The sequence below is a fragment of the Rhodococcus sp. 66b genome (assembly GCF_002076325.1).
Taxonomy (GTDB): domain Bacteria; phylum Actinomycetota; class Actinomycetes; order Mycobacteriales; family Mycobacteriaceae; genus Rhodococcus_F; species Rhodococcus_F erythropolis.
On sequence record NZ_MUZB01000002.1, the window covers coordinates 447,826 to 472,918 of the forward strand.

Below are 25,093 nucleotides of genomic sequence, written 5' to 3' on the forward strand. Positions count from 1 at the left end.
CTTCAACGCGCGATCCAGTCGGGGGTACTCAAGATGGCAGATTCGAGTACCAGGGATGCGGCGATACGTCGCGAACTCGGCGTTCCGCCCACTTTCGACCTGGTGAGGCATGCACGAAACCTTGCAAGAGTGTTCTTCCCCGCTCTTGTCATCGCATTGCTCGTCGGTGGGATTGTCTACGCTGTGCGGGGAAGCGCGACACCGGTGTATCAATCCGACATCGTCGCGGAGGTTCAGTCTGCCTCTCAGGTCGTCGTGACGGACGCGAACCTCGGCCAGTTGGTTGCCCCCTATGTCGCACTGGCCACCGATAGCGATGTGGTTGCCGCCATCCACGGCCAGTTGAATAACGGGTGGACGACAGCGGATGTCTCGAGCCACATCTCGGTGACGCCGGGTACTTCTCCGGCATTGGTATTCGTCAAGGCGACTGCCTTCAGTCAGGCTGACGCGGACGCGCTGGCACGAATAGTCGTCGCCACCTTGAGCGACGCGCAGGCGCGACGCAATGCAGACACGCTGGATCGTCGTACCCGAGTTCTCACCGACGACATCGCTCGATTGAACGGGGACTTGGACGCAGCGCGGCGAGAAAGCTTGGACGAATACGAGACGCCCGCCGACGATCCGACTATCAAGGCGGATCTCGACGCGAGGCTGGAGCAGTTGCGCCAGTTGAGATCGACCGTATCCGGTTCCGACCGACTGCAGTTGCTTTCCGCCCCCGCGGGAACGGGTCTGCCGGTTGCACCGAAGCCACTCGTCGAGTCGGCGGTTGCGTTCTTGGTGGTCCTCATTCTCGCTGCCGAAATCCTCTCTGCCTGCCGGGGTCGATTCAGTTCGCGAGTGACCGACGCGTGGGCACGTCGAACGGCCCGGAAATACGGAGCCTCACTACTCCTGCAGCACTCCGAAGCCGCTGAGTTTCCACCGAATCTCGCGCTGACGATATGCCAGCGTGCAAGTCTCGGTGATCATGTCCTGGTGCTTTCGGGTGACGGCGTCCCCTCGACATCATGGGATGTTCCTGCGCACGTGCGATCCGGGGTCTCCCGATATTCGCTGAAGTCGGACTGGTGGAGCCGATTTGACTCCAATGGAACCGGGTTTGCCCTGGTTGTTGTCTCCGCACAGCAATCCAACCAACGGGAGATCGTCGAATGCCTCAGGGCCTTGGCCGAAGTCGATGTTGCGCGAACACTGGTACTCGTGGGTCCGTCTGCTCCCGAGCCTCTCCTCGACGTACTTACCCTCGCGGTGCTGCGTCGCAGACGCAGGCCCGCAAGTTCAGTGAAACTGGCGGCCGAGCCGACCAACTCGGCCACGAACTCACAGACCCCGTCCGACAGCGCCTGGGTGAAGTCCGGTGCGCCGCGGCTGAACGAGCCTTCCGTTGCCGTGCCCTACGGAATGGATACTTCCGACCTGGTTTCGAGGAGGGACCGCGCCAGCCTGGTGGATGCGAAAACGGTCAGTATTGCGAAGAAGAACCTGCCGAACGGCACGGCTACGCCCAAGTCGAGCGCAGGGGTCGAGCTCGAAGAGCCGCAGGTCGTGCAGACTGTTGATGTCGAGGGGGCCGGAGTCGAGGCGTCCGTAGTGGAAACTTCCGGAGCGGAGACGACCAGCACTGATGCAACTGGTGTCAAGGCGTCCGGGGAAGCCGACGGCATCGACTCCGAAGCCTCGACCGAACGAATTATGTTGACCTCCAAGGATATAGCGGAAATTCGAAAGAGGAGGCAAAGAACTCGCGTGAGCCTTATACGTTCGGATTCAGCAGACGGACAGTCGGAATCCTGAAGGACCGGGCTTTCACTAGATCTTGGGTGTGCCGCACCCTCCAACTGCCTGTTTCACCGCCGCGAGTGCGGGTTTCGGAGTGTAGTTGATCGTGACCAGACCGAAGTTCTGTTCGATATCCGAAGTGTTGGTTCCGCGATCACGCATGCTGTAGATGAAAATGCGCTCGATGTAACCGAGCACCTTTGCTTGCGCGAATCCATCCGAGATGATGTTGGCCTGTAATTGCGGGCTGACGGCGGTCGGGCCTGTACCTGTCGGAGCTCCGAATTCGGTTGCCCAGACTTTCTTTCCGCTGTCCCCATTCTGCACCATCGATTCTCGCATCAGTCGGATCCTGTAGAAAGTGTTCCAATTCTGGGTGGACGAATCCGAAGGTAGCGCAGGCCAACTGTACGGATGGATCGAAAAGACATCGAATGAAGACTTTGCTCCTGCCGCGTACATACCCTTGAGATATGTGACCGGTGAGATGTCGGATCCGTCGTCGACGGCCGGTGCCAAACCGCCGTTGAGAATCTTTGCACCCGGTTGTACCGCACGGATACTTGCAGATGCGGCTTTCAGGAGTGCAGTGTAGGTGTTCACATTCGGCTTGGGGCGGAAGAATTGTGTCAGGTTCGGTTCGTTCCAAATCTCCCAAGTGCTGATTCTGTTCGAGTACCGTTGTGCTGCTTGTTGTGCAAACTTGGCAAACGCGGCCGGATCGGATGGATACCCGTGGGTATCGTTGACCCCGGCGACGCGAGCCCAAGCCGGCGTGTACGTAACGATTCCCAAGACGCTCAATCCTTGGAGACGTGCTCGATCGACGACGCGGTCGGTTGCGCTCCAATTCTGTTGGCCCTTGGTTGATTCGACGGCGGACCAATCGACGTCGAACCTGAGCCAGGTCGCGCCGGCATTCTTCATTGCGGTCAGTTCTGCATCGAGATCATTCTGAGAGAGACCGTTGAGTGGGGCGCCCGCGGCGATCCCTAAACCAACGGAACTGCACGTCGAGTTCGGGGTTGGGGTTGTTGTTGGAACTGGACTCGGTGCACACGCGCTCAATGACCCGACAGTCAACAGGGCGCAGGCGAGGGACAATCGAAGTCGACTCACGTCGACCACCTTCTTTCCACAGTGACTCGAAACCGGTGCGGGACAGACAAGTTGGAAGCCGAACTAGATGACCAATCCGACAAATCAAAGAATTGCATGAATTGGGTCACTTGGCACCAGTCTCGAAGTCGGTTCTGCAGTACTTCCGTCCGGTTGGGTGCTACTGCGAAATGCGCCGGTTGGTATTGTCCGATTTTCTCGGTGACTGTGGTCGAAAATGGTCAATAGTTCAGAGGCATCCTCCAGTTTCGTTTGCATCTTGCAACACGGCCATAGCGGGCTTCGGTTCGAAGTCGAGATTCAGAAGGCCAAAGTTTTGTTCGCGATCACCGGGATCGGAGCCGCGGTCCTGGAGACTGTAAACGAAGACCTTCTGAACGAACCCGAGGCTACGTGCTTCGTTGAATCCGTCACGCAGTATCTCGGCTTGCATCGACTCGGTCACAGCGTCGAGACCAGTTCCTGTTGGTGCCCCGAATTCGGTCGCCCAAATAGATTTGGTCGAGTCGCCGTTTGCAACCATTGTGTCGTGCATCAGCCGCATTCGATAGAAAGAGTTCCAGTTTCGAGTCAACGGGTCCGAGGGCAGTGCCGGGTAGGTGTACGGATGCATTCCGACAACGTCGAAGTGTTGTCCAGCTCCATATTCGTAGATGTTCGCGAGGAACGTCGTGGGGCTTATGTCAGCGCCGTTGTCAGTTGCGGGGGACAAGCCACCGGAGACAATTGTTGCGCCCGGTTGCACTGCCTCGATTGCTACGCTCGATGCGGCGAGCAGCTTCGAGTAATACTCAGGATCCGGCGTCGGATTGAAGAATGTTTGGAGATTGGGCTCGTTCCAGATCTCCCATGACGAAATGGAATTCGAGTAGCGGGCAGCGGCAAGCGCCGCGAACCTACCGAACTCGTCCGGGTCGGCCGGACGGGTATGCGTGTCAGGACTCGTCGCTGCCGGATCTCTTGCCCAGGCAGGCGTGTAGGTGATGAGACCCAGAATCTCGAGCCCGGAAGATTTTGCGATGTCCACGAGGCGATCGGTTCCGGACCAGTCGAAGGCGCCCTCGGTACTTTCGATGGCGGACCAGTCGATGTCGAATCTGACCCAGTGCGAACCCGATGATCGAATAGCTTCCACCGTTCGATCCATTTCGGCGTCACTCATTGCGGTATAGCCGGAACCAAGTGCGATGCCAGTATTGTCTGACGAAGGTTGAACTGCGCAAGGTTCGCCGGTTGCGGTAATCGAAGAATGGACTACCAATCCGACAATCAACAAGACCACTGCGACTGCGGCGACTCGACGTGCCTTAGCCATCGATGAGCTCCTTCAGCAGAGCCGGAAGATTCTTCTGGATGTCATATCGGTCCTCTACCTTCCGCCGGCCGATGCGTGACAATTCGGATCGTGCACTCCCGTCCTCCAACAGTCTCGTTATCTCGGCTGCGAGTTCTACTGAATCAGATGGCTCGACGAGCGATCCGGCGCCGTCCCCCAGTAGCTCACTGGTGCCGCCGAGATCTGTTCCGACGACTGGCACTCCGATGCTCATTGCTTCGAGTGCCACGAGTGGGCCGGCTTCGGGAGAGGTGCTCGCAGAAATCGCGATGTCCCATCCTTTGATAGTTGCCAGTGAATCGACATATCCGAGAAATGTGACGCGACCCGCCAGATCCGACTGCTGTGCGCGTTCACGTAGTACTTGTGCGTACATTTCATCGCCCGGGAACGGAAGTCCGGCGATTTCGAGTTGGACGTCTACTGTGCGGGCGATGGCATCCATCAACACCAAGTGGCCTTTCCACGGCGTCAGTGACCCGATGATTCCGACAACTCGGCGTGCCGGTGATCGAACTTCCGTTACCTCAGGGGGAACTACAACACCAAGTCGTGACACCGAGGTGGGAATTCCCAGCGAAAGAACAGGAAGCGAGGTCGGTCCGGAGACGGCGACTGCTCGTCGGATCCCGGGTTTTGCAATCCGTACGACGATTCGTTGCTTTGTGCTCGAGAGAGTGTCGTGGACAAGCCACGTTGCACGTTGCGGTACGCGGCCGAGCCTGATCACCGGCAATGCGAACAGTGAGTTGACTATCACGGTCGAGCTGGCCGACTGAGCCCGAGACGCAATGATGCGCCCGGCAATTCGCCAATTCTTTGCAACTTCGAGAATCGCCAGGACGCGTGCCAGACCCCCTTCGCCTCTGAGCGACAGGGTTGGTAGCGTGACCGTTTCGAAGTCGACTGACGCGCGTGCGCGATCCCTCAGCGGCCCTTCCGGACAAGCCAACGTTACCGTGAAACCCTGCTCGTGTGCCAAACGCATCAGTTGGAGCATGACCAGTTCGGCGCCGGAGATCTCTCCAGTGTGGCTGACGAAAATGATCGTTCGTGTCATTTTACTTCCCTGTCGGGTTTTACCATTGCGAGTGGCGACTTCCCGCCCGCGAGCGATACAAGTGCATAGATTCCGACTGTCCCAAGTGGAGCGAGAACCGAAACGACTGGCCATGGCACGCCCAACCTTTCGACGCAGATCGTTCCTGCCACTGTGACCACCGCGCAGAGGGCGACGGCCGCTCCGAGCGGGAGCATCGGAAACATTCTGTGAACCGGCAGACTTTGCCGCACTACAATCCAAATTGCAACGAAAAGAAGCAGTTCGGTCGATACGGTCGCAACTGCCGCTCCGTTGAATGACATTCGAGGAATCAACACGATGTTGACCACGATATTGAAGAGTAAGCCGCCCAATGCAATCCACGGATATATTCGATGCCGGCCGCTCGCAACCAGGATCATCAACCCCAACTGGGTGAGCATCGAGAAGCATGCGCCAAGCACCAACAGTCGCGTCGAGGTCCCTGCAATTGCGAACCGCTCTCCGTACAGAAAGGTGAGCACTCCGGTGGCAGCAGGCCAGAACGCGGCGATCGATGCGCTCCCGAGAACTGTCAGGACGATGAATGTTTCGCGGCTTCGTTCGCGGAACACTCCCACGCTGTCGGGCCAATATGACACGAGAAGTGTTGTTACCGGGGTGACTACGGTGATTGCGACGATTTGCAGAAGGTCCGCGAATTTGTACCCGATGGTGTACAAGCCGACCGAATCGAAAGTATCGAGCTTGCCCAAGAGCAGCACATCCACTTTGGACAGAAGCGTGACCAAAGCGAAGCCGATGCTCAAAGGGATTGCTTCGATCAGCATTTCCCGCCACCTACGAAACTGCGCTCGTGACGACGGCCTTGGCCCGGCGACGCCCTTTCGGACACCGCGCACTTTCACGACGGCCGCGACCACTTCGTTGATGACCGCAGGGATGACGAGAACGAGGAGGATCGGCTGCCACAAAACCGCGACGATGGTCGCGACAAGCTGGGCGAGTTGCCCGACGCCCTCGGCGATTGCCACATACGTCATGCGCAGGCGGCTCTGGTACATGACGGAAAGTGCATGGCTGGGAGTGGCAACGACAACGACCAAACCAGCGACCGCCGTTGCTTCGACCACTTCTGCGGGGTAGCGGAGAATCCAGACATAACCCACCGCGACGATGTATCCGAAAAGACCAAGGGCGACCCGTAGGGATATGAACGCGGTGGTGACCAGCGAAACTTCCCACGGATTGCACTCGACCAACTTCGCGAGCACCACTCGGCCGACGCCGAGATCGGTGACGACGGACAACAATCCGAGCAATCCGAAGATGAGGGAGAACTGACCGAATTCGTCAGGGCTGATCGCACGCGCGATCAGAACCGAGCCGGTCCACCCCATCGCTGCCACTGCGATCCGGCTTCCGAGCATGATCGCAGTGCTTCGGCGTGCATCGTTCGCAGTCAAATCCGGAGCGGCCGGCCCGTGGATTTTCGTCTCTCGCTCGCGACGTTCCTTCTCGAACTTGTCGATAGCGGCCTGGCGCAATTCGGCGAACTCTCGCGGCGATACGGGCTCGGTGCCCGTCGAATTGCGATTCGTCATGAGCAACTCACACGCTCAGCCCTGCAATGCGGTACGCGTCAACCGTGTATTCGGCTGTTCGGGTCCACGTCGATCGGGCCGCGACACGTGGCGCAGATATACGGAGTGCGGTGTTGACATCGTCGTCCAGGACGACTGAGCGAAGAGCGGCCAACCAGGAAGCCTTGTCGTGCTTGCGGACAAGCACGGCGGCGTTGTCGGCGAATTCGGTCAGTGCTCCGACCGCACTCGCAACCACTGCCGCGCCGCACGCCATGGCTTCGAGTGGCGGCAGACCGAACCCCTCGTAGTGGGAGGAGTAAGCGACAGCAGTTGCGGCGGAATAGAGTGCCGGAAGGTCTTCTGTCGCGACGTAACCCAATCCTCGGGCGGAACGGGGCGCGTCGGGGCCCGTCGAGCCGGAGCCCGCCAGCAGAAAAGGAATCGACAGCTCCGTGCACGCTTCGGCGACCAGAGCGACATCTTTTCGAGGTTCGATCGTTCCGACCTGCAGCACGAATCGCTCCGGCAGTTTCAATCGCCGCCGAACTTCGGTCACTGCAGCTTCGGTGGGGATCGTGGCCCAGGATGCGGGTGCCAGCGGCGTGACAACGGCATGCCGACCGCTCAGTGCGAATATTCGTTCGGCGGTGAAGTCCGATACTGCAATGACGACGTCGGCCTTGCGTAGCGCCGCGGACAGGAGTCGGCGTTCGCCAGCTGCTCGATATCGACTGAAGGCCCACGGAACGTCGAATACCGACATGTCGTGAAACGTCGAGATCTTCAGGCCGCCTTGCCCGATCGGGAGGTCGACGTCGAGGCTGTGGAACAAGTCGCTGCCCGCGACCGGCACCATCGCCCACGCGGCTCTGCGTGCTCCGGAGGCAACAGGGCGCGTCACGGCGCGCACTCCGGTTGGAATCTCATCGACAGCGTCGATTTGCACTGTTGCGCTGAGGTTCGTCGATTCGCTGATCAGTGGGGAGAGTTCTCGGAGTAGTTCGCGTGCATAGGTTTGGACGCCGCCCCCGCCAGGTCGGAGTGCCATGGCTCCGAGGGTGATTCGTGACCGGATATCGCTTCTTTCTCCGAGTGGTGTTGAGTCAGTGCGCATCCCACGGTTCCAATCAGTAGCCAAAAGTAGAGGTCGAGGGGAAATATCTCGAAATATGTCGAGACGACAGAAGCGACCGCGGCCGCGACGATCGAGGCGCTGACACCGAGAGCCAAAGCGCCGTCCGAGCCAGGAAGCAACCGCGATGCCCTCAGCGCGGACACTCCGGAAGATATGAGGACCAGGACAAAAATCCACAAGCCGATCGGTCCGAGCTCGACCGCGACTTTCATGTAGTAGTTGTCGGGCTGATAGGGGATCAGCCCAAGTGTTGTCGCGGCCTTGATCGTCATCGTGTTGAGCATCGGTTGCGCTGCTTCCGCAGCCTTTGCTGCCGCGGATCCTGTTGCGCCCAAACCTTGCCCGAGCGGATGCACGAACAGCGAGCTGATTGTCGACGACCATCCGCTACCGCGTTCTTCGAGACTGTACGACGAGAACAGTGGTTTGACGATTGATGGTGGTGCCAACAGAAGTACAAAGGGAACGGCAGCGGCAGCCGCGCCGAACAACATCAAGATAGACCGATACTTGTATACGGCGATCCAGAGAAGCCCGACAGCCAACCCGATGTAGCTGGCCCGCACAATCGAGACTCCCATGCCTACGACCATGATCGGAGTTGCGGCCAGAAAGATAATGTTGCGCAGCCTTTTCGGATCTGCGAGAGCGACCGAAATGCCGACGATCAAACTCAGCATCACGAAGAGGCCGAACGCAAACGGACCGGTGAAAGTGCTGAAGCTTCGCAAGATCGAACCGGTGATTCGAATCTGCTCGGTGTAGCTGTACCCGAGATCCACCAGGTATGCAGGCCCTACTGCTTGCTGAAGGAGTCCGATGACTGCTGTCAATATCCCCATGCCCATCAAGACGGACACGAGATGATCTCGGTCGTCCCGCGAGAACGGTGCGCGCCAGAGAATGACGGGTATCAAGATGTAGAAGTAGGTGATCTTTATCGATGTCACCCCGGCGATACCGGACAGAAGCAGTGCTGACGCGGAACCGAATGCTACCCAGGCTGCGGCAGCAGGCCACCAAGGCATCGAGGGGCGCTCTACCCGAAGGCGATTGGGGCTGACGAAGGTGCATCCAAACGTGAGCAGGAGCAACCCCTCCTTCCAACCGGCCATCGATGTCCCGCCGGGAATGATCGCCAACAGACCGTGGAGCGGAGCGAACAGTGCAACAAGCAGCAAGCCGCGTTGTGGTCGCTGGTAGATCGCAACGACGATGGGTACTGCGAAGATTGCAGCAACAATCATGAATGATGTGTTCACGCGATGAACCGGTTCGCATTCGCCGTGTGTGCCCGGGGAGCCGTCGCAATTCCGAATGCTTTCGCTATCGAAGAAATCGTCTTTGTTTGCACGATATTTCGGAGGTCACGATGGTAGGACGGGTGATCGCCGACCGGTGGCATGATCGCGTCGAACGTTTGTCCTCGGTGAGTCATCCGGGCAACGCCTTCGGGTCCGCGTTGCTGATTGAACCATGCGGCGTCCGCGGGGGAGAGGATGACGGTGGTATCCACCCCACGCTTGCAGAGTGCCTCCAGCATTACCTCAGGAACCTGCGTGATTCCTCTGAGACCCAGTAGCTTCCACGCTGAATAGGGGAGACGGGACTGCAGTACGCCTTTCACCCGTCCGCGGAGGGGAAGTTTCGTGGTTTCGGCACCTGGATCGATTCGAGGAGCCTCCGGCAAGACAGCATCCATCAGGGACTTCTTGCGCCTCACCGACCACAGAATCATGTTCACGAGTATTGTCGATCTCGCACCCATCTCGAGCGCCATGGACGCTGAGGTCCATGCCCCAGAACACAATCCGGTCATCACGAGGTTTCTCGGATCTGCGCCGAGTGCAGCAACGGCAGTACGTGCGTCCTCGTCTGCCGCGTGTGAATAGACCGACGTCGGATTGTCGGCGTCGATCGGGCCCGAGTCGCCGACCCCTCGTCGGTCGAATCGGAGACTCGTGACCGAGAGAGCCGCGGCCTCACGAGCGATGGTCACCCACGAGCGGCCAGGCCCGACTCGATGCTCGATTGCCGTAGTGAAGAACAGTAGTCCGCGCTCGGGAGGCGCATCGGTGGTCGATATGTTGCCTGCCTCGGATTCGGGAGAAGTTGCGGGATGCGTGCGGATCGCGAAGAGCTCCTGAGCACCGAATCGTTCCAACGTCTCGAACACCTCCTCGCCGACTTCGGTGATCGCGACGCGAGCTGTGGTGGTGATCGCGGGAGTGAACGCGGAGGAACTTGTGGGCGCGTGGCGATCCAACCACTGTGCGATTTCGCTGATGTGTGTGTAGGGGATGTCGACGTAGAAACTGGGAGGCGACGTGAACGCGTCGTGGTTCTCCAAGATCATCATCTCGGGATCAAGAGTTGCTGCGAGCCCGGCGACAGCCCTGCTGTCCAGTACCGAAGACTTCACGGCCAGAAGGGTGCGTGGACGTCCGAGAAATGGTCCGGTGATGCGGAGACGTGACAGTTGGTCGGCGCATTCGGGTGCCAGCACGCCACCCATGATCGACACACGTGAGTCGGCGGGATCGTCCTCTCCGACGCTGATCGCGTAGAACGCACGTTGTTCCCTGAGGTAGTTGCGGCCGGTCAGAATTGGGTCCCACAGGACTATCGAGTTGACGGCTCCGCACTCCTGCAATGCCGACGCTGCCAGGAGGGCCCCAACTCTCAGTCCGACGATACTGACGGATTCCGCGCCCGCTCGTCGGACATAGTCCACAGCGCTGACGATGCTCTTCAGCCAGAGGGTGAGAGCGTCAGGATCGTCTTCGGCACCGGCCGAGTCGCCGACTCCCGCGTACTCGAAACGAAAAGCGGCCATACCCTGTGCCGCGAGTTTTTCGCCGAGAAGTCGCATGCCGCGATAGGTGTCGATGTGCTCCTTGCCCAGCGGGGGACACATGACCACGGCTTCTCGGACAGTTCCTGAAGAGGGCACGTGAACGAATCCGAGCAACGGCCTGTCTGCCGACCCGAACCACGTGGCCAGTTGAGTCTCGATGGTGATCACTCCGGTCAAGATCGGTTGCCTGTACGTTGCTAGTAAACATACCAGTAGTCTGTTTGGTGCCGATCCGGCAATCTCTAGGTTTGTGGAGCGCCAAAAAAGCGCATAGGAGTCCGAAAATGTCAGGTGTACTCGTCCATGAATGGATAGAGCGTTCGGGCGGCGCAGAGAAGGTGCTGGACGAGTTCGTCAACTGCTATCCGGACGCTGACCTGTATTGTCTGTGGAACGATGCTCCCGGGCGTTACTCGACAACCGATGTCAACGAAAGTGCGCTCGCTGCAACGCCATTGCGTCGTAGCAAAGCGCTCTCATTGCCTGTCATGCCGTTTACCTGGCGAGGGTTGGAGAACCGCGACTACGACTTCGCGCTGATCAGCTCCCACGTGTTTGCCCATCACGCAACATTCAGGGGGCAGTCTGCGCGATTCCGGAAATTCGTCTACGTGCACACCCCCGCCAGGTACGTGTGGAACCCCGAACTGGACGAGCGTGGAAACTCGCCACTCGCGAGGCTGGGATCACCCATTCTGCGCAAAATTGACCGCAAGAGAGCGTCGGAGGGGGCCTCGTTCGCAGCGAACAGCGAGTTCGTCAGTCGACGGGTTGAGCGTGCCTGGGGCGTGCAGTCACGGGTCATCCACCCCCCGGTGGACGTCGACCGGATCTCTGCCGTCGAGGATTGGCGGTCCCGTTTGAGCGAAAACGAACTTCAGCTACTATCCAGTTTGCCCTCACCATTCGTTCTCGGTGCCTCGAGGTTCATTCCGTACAAGCGTTTGGACTGGGTGATCCGGGCAGCCGAGCGGGCCGGGACGGCTGCTGTCATCGCAGGGTCGGGCCCGGAAGAGGATCGGCTCCGCGCGATGGCTGACTCTGCGTCGGTTCCCGTTCGAATTGTTCGTCGCCCCTCGGATGCGTTGCTTTTTGCGCTGTATCAGCAGGCACTCGCATACGTCTTTCCGGCGATCGAAGACTTCGGAATCATGCCGGTGGAGGCGATGGCTGCGGGTGCGCGCGTGATTACGAACAGCATTGGTGGAGCTTCGGAAACCGTGACACCTGGTGTCGACGGACTCCATTTCCACGACGACAGTTGGGAATCGGTGGCCGAGTGCATCCGAGATGTCGCCGCGGTGGATGTGAATGGTGCACGCTCGTACGAGAAGTACTCCGTGCGCAGATTTCGTTCCGAGATCGCAACCTGGACCGGTGTTCCGGTGTTCGGCTACGCGAACAGTGTTTCGCCCCAGTAGTGTCCGTCGGCGAGACCGCCGGGGCACGCGAAGACGGCAGAACCGACGTGTTGGATGTATTCGTTCAGCGCATCGTGTCGTGAAAGGTTTTGCTGCATCGGAACAAATTGCTCGACCGGATTCCGGCAGTACGCAACGAAGAACAGTCCCGCGTCGAGGTGGCCGAAGCCGTCGGAGCCGTCGGTGAAGTTGTATCCGCGGCGCAAGATCTGAATCCCACCGAGTTCCTCGGCAGAGGCCAGGCGCACGTGTGAATCCTCCGGGATGACGAAGTCGTGGCCCATTTTGGAATCGAGATCGAGTTCGTCGAACTCGTCTTTGCCGCCCAGTGGTGCTCCGCTGCGTTTGGAGCGGCCGATGACGGCTTCCTGTTCCTTGAGTACTGCGCGATCCCACTGCTCGATCAGCATGCGGATTCGTCTGGCGACGAGGAATGAGCCGCCTGCCATCCAGGCCTGATCGTCAGTGGGATCAACCCAGACGTGCTGGGCGAGTGCGTTTGGATCTTCCGCCTTGATGTTGGCTGTTCCGTCTTTGAACCCGAACAGATTTCGTGGTGTCGCCTGCGTCGTCGAGGTCGAGGACGTTCGTCCGAACCCGAGTTGTGACCATTTGACCGACGCGGTCCCGAAGGCGACTCGCGCGAGATTGCGGATCGCATGGACGGCAACCTGGGGATCGTTGGCGCACGCTTGGATGGCGATGTCGCCCCCGCTGCGATTCGGATCGAGGTTGTCCGCTCGGAAGTGGGGGAGATCGAGCAGGGCAGCAGGTTTCTTGTCTGCGAGCCCGAAACGGTCGTCGAAAAGTGACGGTCCGAATCCGATGGTCAGGGTGAGCTGCGACGGCGCGAGATCGAGTGCCTCACCCGTATCGCTCGGTGGCGCGTACGGACCGTCGCCGGTCGCTCCGTCCTCGGTTGCTTCCTGACCCGCCGTCATTCGTTCGGCCATCGCCGTCCACGTCTGCAGCAGCGTGATCAGTTGGTCGCGCGACTTCGTCGTCACATCGAAAGCGACGAAGTGCATGCGATCCTGGGCCGGCGTCGTGATGCCTGCTTGATGCTCGCCGCGGAATGCCACCACGTCTGCGTGATCGGTGCCGGAATTCTCGTCGGCGGTCACCCGCCCGATGACGGCACCGGCACCGGCCAGGACGGCGCCGGCCCCCACGGCGCCGAACAGTCGGCGCCGTGAGACCGCATGCGGTGCTGCGTTTTCCGCAGCGGGTGTGCCTTCTGGTGAATCAGTCATCTACTGTCCCGCGACTACTTCCTGGACCTGGCTGACCTCGGCGGACAGAGCATCGATTTTACGCGAGAGTTCTTGACGCTGCGCTTCGGTGACGGTGTCGTAGTACACGAATCCGTCGCCGACGCGGAACTGCGCCAGAGCGGCGTCGAGGTCGGCGAAGCGGTCCGCGATGCGCTGGGCGAGCTCGGGATTACGTTCCTGCAGAATCGGGTTCAGTGCCGCGATCGCCGCTTGTGAGCCGTCGACGTTGGCCTGGAAGTCCCACAGGTCGGTGTGCGAGAAGATGTCTTCCTCTCCGGTGATCTTGGAAGTCGAGATCTCGTCGAGCAGTCCTTGGGCGTCGCCGGCGATCTTGGTTGGATCGATCGTGTAGTCCTCGGCGTTCACCTGGTCGGCAAGATACTGAATGTCTTCGAGCAGTTGATCGGCGACTGCGTTGGTATCCGGCTGAAGTCCGGTAACCCACAAATCCTTCTCGAGGCGGTGGAATCCCGTCCAGACCTGACCGGGCTCCAGGTCCGCTTCGCGCAGGTCAAGCTTGGGATCGAGTTCGCCGAAGCTCTCGGCTTCGGGCTCGATGCGCTCGTAGTAGGTACGTGCGATCGGGAACAGTGCCTTCGCCTGGTCGACGTTGCCGGACTGGACGGCGGCGACGAACTGAGCTGCGGTGTCCTGCAGCGCGACGATCTGGCTGCGGATGTACCGCCGGTAGCCGTCGGCAGCTTCGGCGAGTTGTCCGCTCTCGTCGGTGGCCGCCTGCGAATCGCCCGTGACGACGAAGTCCTGGCGGATGCCGGTTCCGACCATGCCCGGCTTGCACGCGAGTTGATAGGTCGCAGCCTCGGGGAGAGAGACGATCAGCTGCCGGGTAAGGCCGGGGCCGATGTTCTCGACTTCGCCCATCGCTCGATCACCCTCGGCGAAGACGTAGAACTCGGTGACCTTCGAGCCGTTGTTCGTCACCTGGAACGTCGAACTGCCAGTGGTCCCGGTGGTGGCACTTACGTCACACGAATCGTCGGTGGCCGTGACGACGATGTCGCCGTCGCTCGCCGTCGTCTTCTCGGTGCACGCGGCGAGGGAGAAGGGAAGTACCGCAGCCGTGGCCAGTACGAGGGTGGATTTACGCATGTCGGCAATGCCTCTCAGGATTTTTCGGGAACGTGTGTGTCGTGCGCCGGCGGGGCCGTCGGCTCGGTTGGCTTCGACGGAAGGGGACGCAGGAAGAGTGCTAGGACGACTACGAGGTAGACGACCCACGCGACGGCTTGCAGGACCGTCGGATCCGGGCGGAAGTTGAAGATTCCGGCGAGGACGGTGCCGTACCAGGTCGACGGGTCGTAGCCGGGCGTCAGGTTGAACGCGAGATTCGAACCGCCCGGAAGCACATTTCCGGTCTGTAGAGCGCGAACACCGTACGAGAGGATTCCGGCGGCGACGACGATGAGGAAGATCGCCGTGTACCGGAAGAATGTCGTCAGGTTGAGACGGAGGGCGCCGAAGTACATGGCGACGGTCAAGACGGCGGCCAGGAGAATTCCGAGGAGCAGTCCGACCAACGGCCAGGAGCTGCCTGCGGTGTTCTCGGCGTATCCGACCATGAGCAACGCTGTCTCGACGCCTTCACGACCGACCGCGAAGAACGACAGCGACAAGATGGCGACGGGGCCGGCGATCAGCGCCTTCTCCATCCCCGCTTTCAGATCGCCGGAAATGTTCTTCGCAGCCGTGCGCATCCACAGGACCATGATCGTGACGATGACGACGGCGACCAGGGAGGCAACGCCCGCGATGATCTCTGCGGTCAGGCCGTCGACCGTCGACGTTCCGTAGTGGATCGCGAAAAAGATGATCGCCACCATTGCGACGGCGATCGCGACGCCGAGCCACACCCATTTGAGTGCATCCCTGCGCTGAGCTTTCACGAGGTAGGCAGCGAGAATCATCACCACGATGCCCGCTTCGAGGCCTTCGCGCAGACCGATCAGGCCACTACCGAATAACTGGGTGGCAACTGATGGTGTGCTCGCGGCAGCGAGTACCGACACGGGCACGGGCGACTCCTGACTGAGTGAGTGCGACAGCTTCTGACGAACTTATGAGGCTAGGCCAGCCTTAACTCAGAAGAAGATACTCCACAATCGGTGGTGAACCACGCCCTGACCTGTACTTTTGCTGTTCTTTACCAATGGGTTCGGGAGTACTTCGCTCGCATGTGGATGATGGAAGGGTGTACCGAACTCCCGCAGCCCGCAGAAGTCCCCGGCGTCTCTCGAGAGTCGTAGCCGCAGTAGCTGCCGGAACAGCCTTGCTGGGCGCAGGCATAGTGGCGTGTGGATCGAACGAACCGAAAGTAGCCATTCCGGAGGGCATACCCCCAGGTACAGGCTCTCCGACGCCGCCGATCGACATCAATGCCCCCGGCCGCAGTGCTGATCAACTCGCCGACTGGGCCGCGGGATTGTCGGACGATATCGGGATAGGGACGACGGCACTCGAGGCATACGGGTACGCCGCTGCGGTCATGGCCGAGACGCTTCCCACCTGCGGAATCGGGTGGACGACATTGGCCGGTATCGGCAGCGTCGAGAGCCGCCACGGGACCTACGACGGTTCGTCGGTCGATGCGTTCGGCCAGGTCGCCCCGACCATTCGGGGAATCCCTCTGGACGGTGGCCCGGGAGTTGCCGAGATTCCCGACACCGACGGCGGGGCGATGGACGGCGATCCAGTGCACGACCGTGCGATGGGGCCCATGCAGTTCATCCCTGAGACGTGGCTCAAATGGGGAGTCGACGCCAACGGCGACGGCCGGGTGGACCCGGACAACATCGACGACGCTGCCCTCACCGCCGCTCGTTACCTGTGTGCACGCGGGGGAGACCTCGCTGCCGCTGCCGGGTGGCAGCAGGCGCTCATGGCGTACAACCTCTCGGGCGACTATCTCGCGCTCGTCCGTGATCGTGCGTCGGCGTATTCAGTCGGGGTACGGCCGGACTGACGGCGATCGATCCGCAGGTCGGGACCATGACCGCGCGTCGATAAAGAAGCCTTCGGCCCGTGCGGTTAGGCTGTGTGCTGGCACTACAGAGGTGCTGGCACTGCAGAGGCCCAGCCGCGATCGTGGTCCTCTTTCGACCGGAGGGGTCGGAGCCCAAGTGTCAAGCACGCAGAGCGTGCCCCAATGCGAAGCCCATTCGAAGGAGAACCACACAGTGGCCAGTATTGAGCAGGTCGGAGCTCGCGAGATCCTTGATTCACGTGGCAACCCCACGGTTGAGGTCGAGGTTCTGCTCGAAGACGGAAGTTTCGCCAGGGCTGCGGTGCCGTCCGGTGCTTCCACCGGTGAGCACGAAGCCGTCGAACTGCGCGACGGTGGCGCACGCTACGGCGGAAAGGGCGTCGAGAAGGCCGTTGAGGCTGTGCTCGGCGAGATCGCTCCGGCCATCATCGGCATCGACGCAACCGAGCAGCGCACGGTCGACCAGGCGCTGCTCGACGCAGACGGCACCCCGGACAAGTCGCGTCTCGGCGCAAACGCTCTGCTCGGTGCCTCGCTTGCCGTGGCTCGCGCCGCTGCCGAGTCCTCGGGCCTCGAGCTGTTCCGCTACGTCGGTGGCCCCAACGCTCACGTTCTCCCTGTCCCGATGATGAACATCCTCAACGGTGGCGCGCACGCAGACACCGGTGTCGACGTCCAGGAGTTCATGGTTGCTCCCATCGGCGCACCGAGCTTCAAGGAATCGCTGCGCTGGGGTGCCGAGGTCTACCACTCCCTGAAGTCGGTCCTCAAGGAGAAGGGCCTCTCCACGGGTCTCGGTGACGAAGGCGGATTCGCTCCCGACGTCGCGGGCACCAAGGAAGCACTCGACCTCATCACGATCGCCGTGAACAAGACCGGCCTCAAGCTGGGCACCGACGTCGCGCTCGCTCTCGACGTCGCCGCCACCGAGTTCTACACCGACGGCACCGGCTACAAGTTCGAGGGCAAGAACCGCACCGCGGCCGAGATGGCGGCGTTCTACGCCGAGCTCATCGACGCCTACCCGCTCGTTTCCATCGAGGATCCGCTCGACGAAGACGACTGGGACGGCTGGGTTGCACTCACCGATCAGATCGGCAACAAGGTCCAGCTCGTCGGCGACGACCTCTTCGTCACCAACCCCGAGCGCCTCGAAGAAGGCATCGTCAAGGGTGCGGCAAACGCACTCCTGGTGAAGGTCAACCAGATCGGCACTCTGACCGAGACCCTCGACGCCGTCGATCTCGCTCACCGCAACGGCTACAAGACGATGATGAGCCACCGTTCCGGCGAGACTGAGGACACCACCATCGCCGACCTCGCAGTTGCCGTCGGCAGCGGCCAGATCAAGACCGGTGCTCCGGCACGCAGCGAGCGCGTCGCCAAGTACAACCAGCTGCTGCGTATCGAGGAGAACCTCGGCGACGCAGCACGTTACGCCGGCGAGGTTGCGTTCCCGCGCTTCGCTTTCGAGGCCTGACGGAAATCTAAGATTCAGTAGTGTCTGCACAGCGCGGTAAGCCACGATCCCCCGGCGGAAGTCCGGGGGGTCGTGGTTCCCGTCGTGGGGACACACCGTCGCGTGCGCGTCGTGACAGCGCTCGACGCCCACGCGCGTCGGAACCGGCATCTTCGGTCGATCCGGCAGCAGTTGATTCCGCTGCGACAGACCCCGCGCAACCGGGGGTCTCCGCCGAGAAAGCGTCGGCGCGTGGGTCGAAGTCGGCCCGGGGGAAGAGCGGAACCAACAAGTTCTGGTCTCGGCTTCCGAAGTCGGACAACACCATTTTCGGCTTGTCCACCAGTCGGGCCGTTGTGCTCGCGATGGTTGTGCTCATGCTGGCGCTGACACTGGCAGTGCCGCTGCGTACGTACATCAGCCAGCGTTCGGATGCCGCGCAGGTGGCGGCCGAACGTCAGGTGCTCGAGGAAGAACTGCGAAAGCTGCAAGGCCAGAACGCGCGCTTCGACGACCCTGCGTACATCGAAGCTCTTGCACGAGAACGCCTTCGGTACGTCAAACCGGGCGAGACCCCGTTTCAGGTTCAGCTTCCCGGCGACTACAAGGAACCCGAGAAGAAGCAGGAAAAGGAAACACCGCTGACAGGTCCGTGGTATCGCGATCTGTGGCAAACGATTTCGGAACCGCCAGTGGTTCCCGAGACGACGACACCGGCCCCGATGCCGTTGGCGCCGATAGAGCCAGAAGAACAAGGAGTACCCACCGGGTGAGCAACACGTCCGAAAATTCCCCACAGGTTTCACAAGCGGATCTCGACGCCGTTGCCGCTCAATTGGGCCGTGAGCCACGCGGAGTGATCGAGATCGCGTACCGCAGCCCGGACGGTCAGCCCGGCGTCGTCAAGACTGCCCCCAAACTTCCGGACGGAACACCGTTCCCGACGCTGTACTACCTCACCGACCCGCGACTGACTGCCGAAGCGAGCCGTCAGGAATCCGCCGGCGTCATGCGTGAAATGACCGAACGCCTGACCCAGGATCCGGAACTTGCCGCGGCCTACCGACGGGCATACGAGTCGTACCTTGCCGAACGGGACGCGATCGAATCTCTCGGAACCGACTTTGCCGGTGGCGGGATGCCGGATCGCGTCAAGTGCTTGCACGTGCTGATGGCGCATTCGCTTGCCAAGGGTCCCGGCGTCAATCCGCTCGGTGACGAGTCCGTTGCCTTGGCCGGCCACGGAAAGCTCCGCGGAACTGCAATTCCCGCGGACTGGCCTGGCATCGACGACGCCGACACCGCCGACCGGTGACTCGCCGTGTTGCCGCAGTCGATTGCGGTACCAACTCCATTCGACTGCTGATCGCCGACGTCGGCGCCGACGGCCGTCTGGTGGATGTCCGGCGCGAGATGCGCGTCGTGCGACTGGGTCAAGGTGTTGATGCGACAGGGACATTCGCGCCCGAGGCCATCGAACGCACCCGGGTCGCGCTGGTCGAGTACGCGTCGATGATCGCCGATGCCGGAGCAACCGCCGTTCGAATGGTCGCGACGTCGGCTACTCGCGACGCTGCGAATCGGGAAGACTTCTTCACGATGACGCGGGACGTGCTCGGTGCGGTGATTCCCGGATCCGGAGCGGAGGTGATCACCGGCGACGAAGAGGCGCGACTCTCGTTCGGTGGTGCTGTGGGAGAACTTGATCCGTCCGAGGGCCCCTTTGTGGTAGTCGATCTCGGCGGCGGGTCCACCGAAGTTGTCCTCGGCGACGCGTCGGGCGTCCAGGCTGCGTACTCCACCGACATCGGCTGTGTGCGCGTCACTGAGCGGTGCCTACCGTCGGATCCGCCTACGGCAGAGCAGGTTTCCGAGGCGACGGCTTTTGCGACCGCGAAATTGGCCGAGGCATTCGAGGCCGTGCCCGTCGAGAAGGCGCACACCTGGGTGGGTGTCGCTGGAACTATGACGACGCTGGCCGCGATTGCTCAGGAACTTCCGGAGTACGACGCCGAGAAGGTGCACCTGTCGAGGATTCCGTTCAAGCAACTTTTCGAGGTGTGCGAGCGACTTACCGCCATGCCTCGGGTTGATCGCGCCGCCTTCGGCCCGATGCATCCGGGGCGGGTGGACGTCATCGGTGGCGGAGCGATCATCACCACGGTGCTGGCTCAGACATTCGAAGCCAAAGCCGGGATCACCGAACTGGTTGTCAGCGAACACGACATCCTCGACGGCATCGCGATGTCGATAGCTCAGACCCACCCGATAGTCTGATTCCCGACGCACCCGACCAGTCGGGTGCGTCAAGGCCCCCATAGCCCAATTGGCAGAGGCAACGGACTTAAAATCCGTCAAGTGTCGGTTCGAGTCCGACTGGGGGCACCAAGTAGCCGCAGGTCGCGACGCCTTCCCTGTTAATCGAATGGCGCCCCAGGTCCTGCAGGGCCGTGAAAAGGCCGTGACGTGCGGCGTAACCCCAGGCGAACGTAGGCGCGAGTGTCGGGGGCGGTCGGTATGGTCTCAGCTCATGAACCCACCGGACGTGCGTTATGCACTCGCTGCAATGTTGAACCCCGCTCTCGGTCGCGTCTCGGAACGGGCTGAGCGAGGTCAGACCCTCAAGGCATGGGGGCTGAAACCCCATCGTCCTGATCCCGGCACGCCAATGGCTAAGGACGACGCGGATGGATACTATGAGAAGATCCCAGAGGGCTTGTCTGGCACCGTGATGTACCCGATCATGAATGCTATCGACGCGATTGCTTCGACAAGGGCATTGGTTGTACAGGCGAAGGCAGACGCTCCATTCAACCATCACCCTGCTGCTTTTCTTTCACTGTGCAGAACAGCAGTCGAGTGCTCAGCGCAAGCTATTTGGATAATGAGTTCCGAAGATCGAGACGCAAGGCGCAAGAGAGCGGCTGGTCTCGCAAAGGTGGGAATTGAGCACGCGCGAGAATGGCATGGAGAGACACAGAACGCTCACGACAATGGGCTTCGAACGATGTCTGACGAAGCCTATGCGCAGAACAAGCATCGGTTCGAGTTCCACACCAAGGAGCTTGAGGTCTTGGAAACCCTTGAGCCTGCAAACGCACGACAGTACTCGGAAATGGTTCGGAAGGCCGCGAATTGGATCGCTGCCAATCCACCAAAGCACACGTCTGACGTGGCCGGGGTGCACTATCAGACGGTCTCTAAGCTGGGATACAGGGTTTGCTCTAGTTTCACCTACGGGCATGCATGGCCAATCCATCTGCTCGGAAATCCGATGGAATCTTTTGGAATGATGGCGGACTCTATCAATCTTGCACTCATCAACACTGAGTGTGCGTTGTCACTATATGAAGCACAGTCAACAGACCCGAACGGTAGCCGAACAAATTACTACCCGGAAAGATTGCAGGTCACGATAGACGACTGGCGCACACGATACTGAGAGTTGTTTAGTGGCTGGTCCAGTAACGTGCGCGAGGCGCTTGGGCTTGAACTCCTCGGGGGTCCGGATTGAAGCAGCTATCGATACTGATCTCAAGGATTACATGGCTCCGACCGGCATGTCCTGCGGTCCCGATGGAAGCCCAGTTCTTCTACGGTTTATCGGTCAAGAACTTCTCGAGTATGACCGACCGGGCTACCCGGCAGATCGCTTACCGAACAGCGGCACTACGTTCGACAGTCCATTGGCTGGTGTTGTGAGGACGGCGGTAGGCTCGGGAAGATCATTGCCTGCGCCACCATCCTCTTCTGGTATCCAATCGCCGTAGGTGTCGAGGGTGAGCGTAAAGGTTGAGTGCCCCAGCCACTTTGAGACCTGCATGAAGTGAGTGCCGGGCATAAGGTGCATCGTCGCGAAGGTGTGGCGGAGGTCGTGGAGTCGTACTCCGCGAGTGGCGGAAAGGTCGGTGGTCGCTGGGGCGCTAGCGGGAAGTCCGACCACCACCAGCGCGGGACGAAATATGGTGTTGTAGAACGCGCCCATTGCGATTGGTTGGGTCCAGTCGAGCGGAACCGCGTACCGCTCGCCCGCAGGCCGGAAGCCACCGCCGTTCTTCCTCGACGGCCACAGCGGAGCAGTCGGCTCGGTGGACCTCGGGTGTTCTTCCGCGAGGTAGTCGCGCATGCGCTCAGCCAGCCAAGTCGGTAGCGGAACGGTCCTGCGGGACCGCTTAGATTTCGGCGTGCTCGACTCCCACCGACCCTCCTTTCGGTTCTTGGTTCGTAGGACGCTGATTGCGCATCGCGTAGTGGGGGAGCCGTCGGACTTGGCTGGGCCGGTCGTAAACGAGAGGTCCCGAATCTCCAACCCCGAGTTCTCAGATGCGCGAAGTCCGCTGTACGCCAGAAAGTTCACCATTAGCCCGTAGATCGGGTACATCGACGCAACCTCTCCGCTGAGTTGGGCGACCTGGGTTGCGGTGTGTCGGTTCGAGTCCGACTGGGGGCACCAAGTAAATCCGCCTGTCCGTGGAATCGAAAAACCCCGCTCGTCCTCATACGGACGGGCGGGGTTTTCCGTGGAGCAACGACTTACCACCAAGTGGCTACTGGGCCCAGACGGTCGTTCCGGCAGGCGCATTCAGTGTGTTGACGAGGTCGATGCCGGCTACGACAGCCGCGCCGCCGCCACCGAGGATCGTTCCGGCGACACCGCCGATTCCGGCTCCTGTTGCGAGACCACCCAGGCACAGTGCCGCAGCGACGGGGAGTCCGACGATGGTCAAGCCCAGCGGAGCACCGACAGCGCAACCGATTCCGGCGCCGACGATGGTGCCGAGCAAGCTGCCGACCTGAGTGCCGAGACCGAGCTGACTCTGGAAGTGCGCAATCGCCCGATCATTTTCCTCGGGCGAAGCTACCGGCGTCCATTCCTTTGCCGCAGGCGCACTCTCGGGTCGAGGTGTTGCCTTCGACGAATCGGTGATCGGTGTCAGCGTGAGGGTCTTACCGTCTTCACTGATCGTGCGATCGAAGGGGAACTGCAGATCCCCGAGGTTGTATGCGAGAGGCAGGGAAACAAGGTCGGCTCCCTTGCTGTCCTGCAAGACGACGGAGTTGCCGTCGCCGGATACCTTGAACAGCCCGGCGTCGATAGTGGTGACGATCGACTTGTCGACGATCTTCGCTTCGTAATTCACGTCGGTCGACGGATCAGCTGATGCGATCCCTGTTGATGCTCCGACTGCAGCGACCGCTAGAGCAGTCACAGCCGCCTTCTTGAAGAAACCCATAGTTCAACCCCGTGTTCGCCTGCGTGTGCTCGCAGAAACTCGACAACTTCGGACATTGGTAAACCCCCGACAAAGCCTTCGTATTAAAGCAGACCGAAGTGACAGAAGGGATAGTTGCGCTCGGGCTGACCGGAAGCGGCCGGTGCAATCGAATTTGCAGTGTGCAGTACCAAGGTATCGAACGTGTGTGCGAAAATGTGGAGATGCGGCTAACCGAGCGATCCCCGGACCGCTGCCCGAACGGACACCCGCTGACGGCCAATACGTGCCTCGTCGGCTGGGAGGTGTGCGGGTGTGCCTCGACCGAGAATGGCGGGCATCGGACCCATTACTGCAGGCGCTGCGGTGAAACTGTCCGGACGCCAGAGTGCGTCGGCGTGGATCCGCAGAAAAGTCGATGGAGTTGAAGGGGTGCCCTGCCTGCTTGGGTGGGGCAACCAGGCAGGGCAGTGGTTGGCCGTCCCTCTCAATACCGACCTACGGCGAACCATTGGCGTTGAAGGTACCCACAGTTCGTGACGCGCGCCACTTACGTACCAGTACCTTCGTTAGCCGAGGTCAGTGGTGGCGACGACGGAAGTCACCGACGTCCCCGCGGGGACGTGGTTCATGGAGAAATCGCGGTCCCGGTCAGGATTGACGACGCTTGCCAGCAGGAGCATGGCGGCGACAAAGAGAACTCCCGCGGTGAGGTAGGCGATTCTCACGGGCAGGCGCGGGCGTCGATCTGAATTCGTGGACATTCACGTTCTCCATCGGTACATGTTGGACGAACGCTTAGTTTAACGATCAACTAATAAAAGGGGTCCGAACAGTGACGCAAGATACGAAAAGACCCTCGATCTCGGGGGAAATCGAGGGCCTTTCCGGTCGAACGTCGGTGTCGCCAAGCACATAGCGTCACCGACCCACTATCGGTGTCGAGCGTGACCCCTCATGTCCGACCCCACTTCTCGACACTATCCAGTAATTTGCGACATTGTGGACGATTCAGACATTGTCATTCGGATGGGGGACACCCCGCCCGTGACACCTACTTTCGTCCCGCCGCCCATTTCATTCCCCAGTTGTAGGCCCGATCGAGATCTGACTGACTGCCGTTGATGTACTGAACTTCGCGGGTCACCGTCACGCCCTGACCTGAACTCTGGATGAGAGCGATTGCGCACAACCGCTCCTGGTTGCTGGCCGAATCGAGCCGCACTTCCACCTCGGGGCCGTTGGTGGGATACAGGGTGACGACGCCGTCCACGGCCGCCCAGTTGGGGGCGCCGTCGTAAATCATCGCGAAGATCAGGATTCGCCGGAAAGCGCTTGGGTCACCGAGATTGACGTGCATGTTCTCGCCGCCGGTGTTCGCACCACTGCGGTCGTCGCCGTCGAGGGAGATGTAGGGCGGAGAAGTCAGTGAACCGAAACTGTTGCCCAAGGCTTGGACCACTCCCTTGGACCCGTCGGCAAGTTCGTAGAGGCATCCGAGGTCCAGGTCGACCGCGCCAGAACCTGCGCCGGCGAGTTTGGCGAGGAAACCGGTCTTCTTCGGTGGTGCTCCCTGCGACCAGTTGAGGTTCACGCGCATATTGCCTTGTCGTTCACCCGCCTTCGCGAGGTTGACCGTCGGTGCCGATTTGGTGAGCGTGATCTTGCTCAGGCTGACCGGTGCTTGCGACGGAGTGGACTCGCCGGAACGTCGGGTGTAGTCGATTGCCATCGTGATAGTCCTTGTCTGAACTCGAATGAGTCCGATCGTGTTACCCGTCGAGGAATCTCCACCGACGTGATCGGCGATCTCCGGCCATTGTCCCTCATGTCTGATTTCAACCCATCGGCATCAAACTTGC

General features: G+C 60.7%; 22 protein-coding genes and 2 tRNA genes. 10 read left to right on the top strand and 14 right to left on the bottom strand.

Going from position 1 to position 25,093, the window contains the following annotated elements; all coding sequences use genetic code 11:
• Positions 1–33: 33 nt before the first annotated feature.
• Positions 34–1,803, top strand: coding sequence for a hypothetical protein (locus B0E55_RS05120; RefSeq protein ID WP_133053399.1), 1,770 nt, complete (start codon positions 34–36; stop codon positions 1,801–1,803).
• Between the two features lie 15 nt (positions 1,804–1,818).
• Here the strand turns inward: B0E55_RS05120 and B0E55_RS05125 are convergent, their stop codons facing one another.
• The 7 genes from B0E55_RS05125 to B0E55_RS05155 form a co-directional block, all read right to left on the bottom strand.
• Positions 1,819–2,916, bottom strand: coding sequence for a cellulase family glycosylhydrolase (locus B0E55_RS05125; RefSeq protein ID WP_108912691.1), 1,098 nt, complete (start codon positions 2,914–2,916; stop codon positions 1,819–1,821).
• 220 nt (positions 2,917–3,136) lie between these two features.
• Complete coding sequence (locus B0E55_RS05130; RefSeq protein WP_020908553.1) at positions 3,137–4,222, bottom strand: hypothetical protein; 1,086 nt, start codon at positions 4,220–4,222, stop codon at positions 3,137–3,139.
• A complete protein-coding gene (locus B0E55_RS05135; RefSeq protein ID WP_019744638.1) occupies positions 4,215–5,303 on the bottom strand; it encodes a glycosyltransferase family 4 protein in 1,089 nt (362 codons plus the stop codon). Before B0E55_RS05135 ends, B0E55_RS05130 begins: the two co-directional genes overlap by 8 nt.
• Positions 5,300–6,889: a flippase gene (locus B0E55_RS05140; protein ID WP_080909264.1), complete on the bottom strand. Its 1,590-nt coding sequence runs from the start codon at positions 6,887–6,889 to the stop codon at positions 5,300–5,302. Before B0E55_RS05140 ends, B0E55_RS05135 begins: the two co-directional genes overlap by 4 nt.
• Positions 6,890–6,896: 7 nt before the next feature.
• Entirely contained in the window at positions 6,897–7,919 is a 1,023-nt protein-coding gene (locus B0E55_RS05145; RefSeq protein WP_229756551.1) for a glycosyltransferase family 4 protein, read from the bottom strand.
• Positions 7,847–9,253, bottom strand: coding sequence for an O-antigen ligase family protein (locus B0E55_RS32120; protein WP_241896008.1), 1,407 nt, complete (start codon positions 9,251–9,253; stop codon positions 7,847–7,849). The genes B0E55_RS05145 and B0E55_RS32120 overlap by 73 nt, the downstream gene beginning before the upstream one ends.
• A gap of 11 nt (positions 9,254–9,264) precedes the next feature.
• On the bottom strand, positions 9,265–11,031 hold the full coding sequence (locus tag B0E55_RS05155; RefSeq protein ID WP_080909208.1) for a serine aminopeptidase domain-containing protein: 1,767 nt from the start codon (positions 11,029–11,031) through the stop codon (positions 9,265–9,267).
• Between the two features lie 116 nt (positions 11,032–11,147).
• Between B0E55_RS05155 and B0E55_RS05160 the strand changes: the two genes are divergently transcribed.
• Positions 11,148–12,284, top strand: a complete 1,137-nt coding sequence (locus B0E55_RS05160; RefSeq protein WP_019744633.1) for a glycosyltransferase — start codon at positions 11,148–11,150, stop codon at positions 12,282–12,284.
• On the opposite strand, the gene efeB is transcribed toward B0E55_RS05160, so the two are convergent.
• The 3 genes from efeB to efeU are packed head-to-tail and all read right to left on the bottom strand — an operon-like array spanning position 12,257 to position 15,585.
• The gene (gene efeB / locus B0E55_RS05165) at positions 12,257–13,537 is read right to left on the bottom strand and encodes an iron uptake transporter deferrochelatase/peroxidase subunit (RefSeq protein ID WP_019744632.1); all 1,281 of its coding nucleotides are present in this window, start codon (positions 13,535–13,537) and stop codon (positions 12,257–12,259) included. The genes B0E55_RS05160 and efeB overlap by 28 nt on opposite strands.
• On the bottom strand, positions 13,538–14,668 hold the full coding sequence (gene efeO, locus B0E55_RS05170) for an iron uptake system protein EfeO (RefSeq protein ID WP_019744631.1): 1,131 nt from the start codon (positions 14,666–14,668) through the stop codon (positions 13,538–13,540).
• Between the two features lie 14 nt (positions 14,669–14,682).
• The gene (gene efeU / locus B0E55_RS05175) at positions 14,683–15,585 is read right to left on the bottom strand and encodes an iron uptake transporter permease EfeU (RefSeq protein WP_021345071.1); all 903 of its coding nucleotides are present in this window, start codon (positions 15,583–15,585) and stop codon (positions 14,683–14,685) included.
• Between the two features lie 140 nt (positions 15,586–15,725).
• Here efeU and B0E55_RS05180 point away from each other — a divergent pair, with 140 nt between their 5' ends.
• The 7 genes from B0E55_RS05180 to B0E55_RS05210 all read left to right on the top strand — a co-directional run bounded on the left by B0E55_RS05180 (position 15,726) and on the right by B0E55_RS05210 (position 21,460).
• Positions 15,726–16,538 (top strand): lytic transglycosylase domain-containing protein, encoded by an 813-nt coding sequence (locus tag B0E55_RS05180; RefSeq protein ID WP_108912692.1) that lies wholly within the window; start codon positions 15,726–15,728, stop codon positions 16,536–16,538.
• A gap of 214 nt (positions 16,539–16,752) precedes the next feature.
• A complete protein-coding gene (gene eno, locus B0E55_RS05185; protein WP_019744628.1) occupies positions 16,753–18,039 on the top strand; it encodes a phosphopyruvate hydratase in 1,287 nt (428 codons plus the stop codon).
• 20 nt (positions 18,040–18,059) lie between these two features.
• A complete protein-coding gene (locus B0E55_RS05190; protein ID WP_020908543.1) occupies positions 18,060–18,791 on the top strand; it encodes an FtsB family cell division protein in 732 nt (243 codons plus the stop codon).
• On the top strand, positions 18,788–19,333 hold the full coding sequence (locus tag B0E55_RS05195; protein ID WP_020908542.1) for a DUF501 domain-containing protein: 546 nt from the start codon (positions 18,788–18,790) through the stop codon (positions 19,331–19,333). The genes B0E55_RS05190 and B0E55_RS05195 overlap by 4 nt, the downstream gene beginning before the upstream one ends.
• A complete protein-coding gene (locus B0E55_RS05200; protein ID WP_020970277.1) occupies positions 19,330–20,295 on the top strand; it encodes a Ppx/GppA phosphatase family protein in 966 nt (321 codons plus the stop codon). The genes B0E55_RS05195 and B0E55_RS05200 overlap by 4 nt, the downstream gene beginning before the upstream one ends.
• Before the next feature lie 34 nt (positions 20,296–20,329).
• Positions 20,330–20,406, top strand: a tRNA-Leu gene (locus tag B0E55_RS05205).
• A gap of 142 nt (positions 20,407–20,548) precedes the next feature.
• Positions 20,549–21,460 carry a hypothetical protein gene (locus B0E55_RS05210; RefSeq protein ID WP_133053400.1) on the top strand — a complete coding sequence of 304 codons (912 nt, stop codon included), beginning with the start codon at positions 20,549–20,551 and terminating at the stop codon, positions 21,458–21,460.
• Between the two features lie 195 nt (positions 21,461–21,655).
• Here B0E55_RS05210 and B0E55_RS05215 read toward each other — a convergent pair whose 3' ends face one another.
• Positions 21,656–22,144 carry a hypothetical protein gene (locus tag B0E55_RS05215; protein WP_338013642.1) on the bottom strand — a complete coding sequence of 163 codons (489 nt, stop codon included), beginning with the start codon at positions 22,142–22,144 and terminating at the stop codon, positions 21,656–21,658.
• Positions 22,145–22,380: 236 nt separating this feature from the next.
• Here B0E55_RS05215 and B0E55_RS31635 point away from each other — a divergent pair.
• Positions 22,381–22,471, top strand: a tRNA-OTHER gene (locus B0E55_RS31635).
• A gap of 94 nt (positions 22,472–22,565) precedes the next feature.
• Here the strand turns inward: B0E55_RS31635 and B0E55_RS05220 are convergent.
• From B0E55_RS05220 to B0E55_RS05230, 3 genes are all read right to left on the bottom strand, one after another.
• The gene (locus B0E55_RS05220; RefSeq protein ID WP_080909212.1) at positions 22,566–23,252 is read right to left on the bottom strand and encodes a hypothetical protein; all 687 of its coding nucleotides are present in this window, start codon (positions 23,250–23,252) and stop codon (positions 22,566–22,568) included.
• Positions 23,253–23,800: 548 nt separating this feature from the next.
• Entirely contained in the window at positions 23,801–23,995 is a 195-nt protein-coding gene (locus B0E55_RS05225) for a hypothetical protein (protein WP_029255862.1), read from the bottom strand.
• A gap of 290 nt (positions 23,996–24,285) precedes the next feature.
• The gene (locus B0E55_RS05230) at positions 24,286–24,963 is read right to left on the bottom strand and encodes a TerD family protein (protein ID WP_007728823.1); all 678 of its coding nucleotides are present in this window, start codon (positions 24,961–24,963) and stop codon (positions 24,286–24,288) included.
• Positions 24,964–25,093 lie beyond the last annotated feature (130 nt).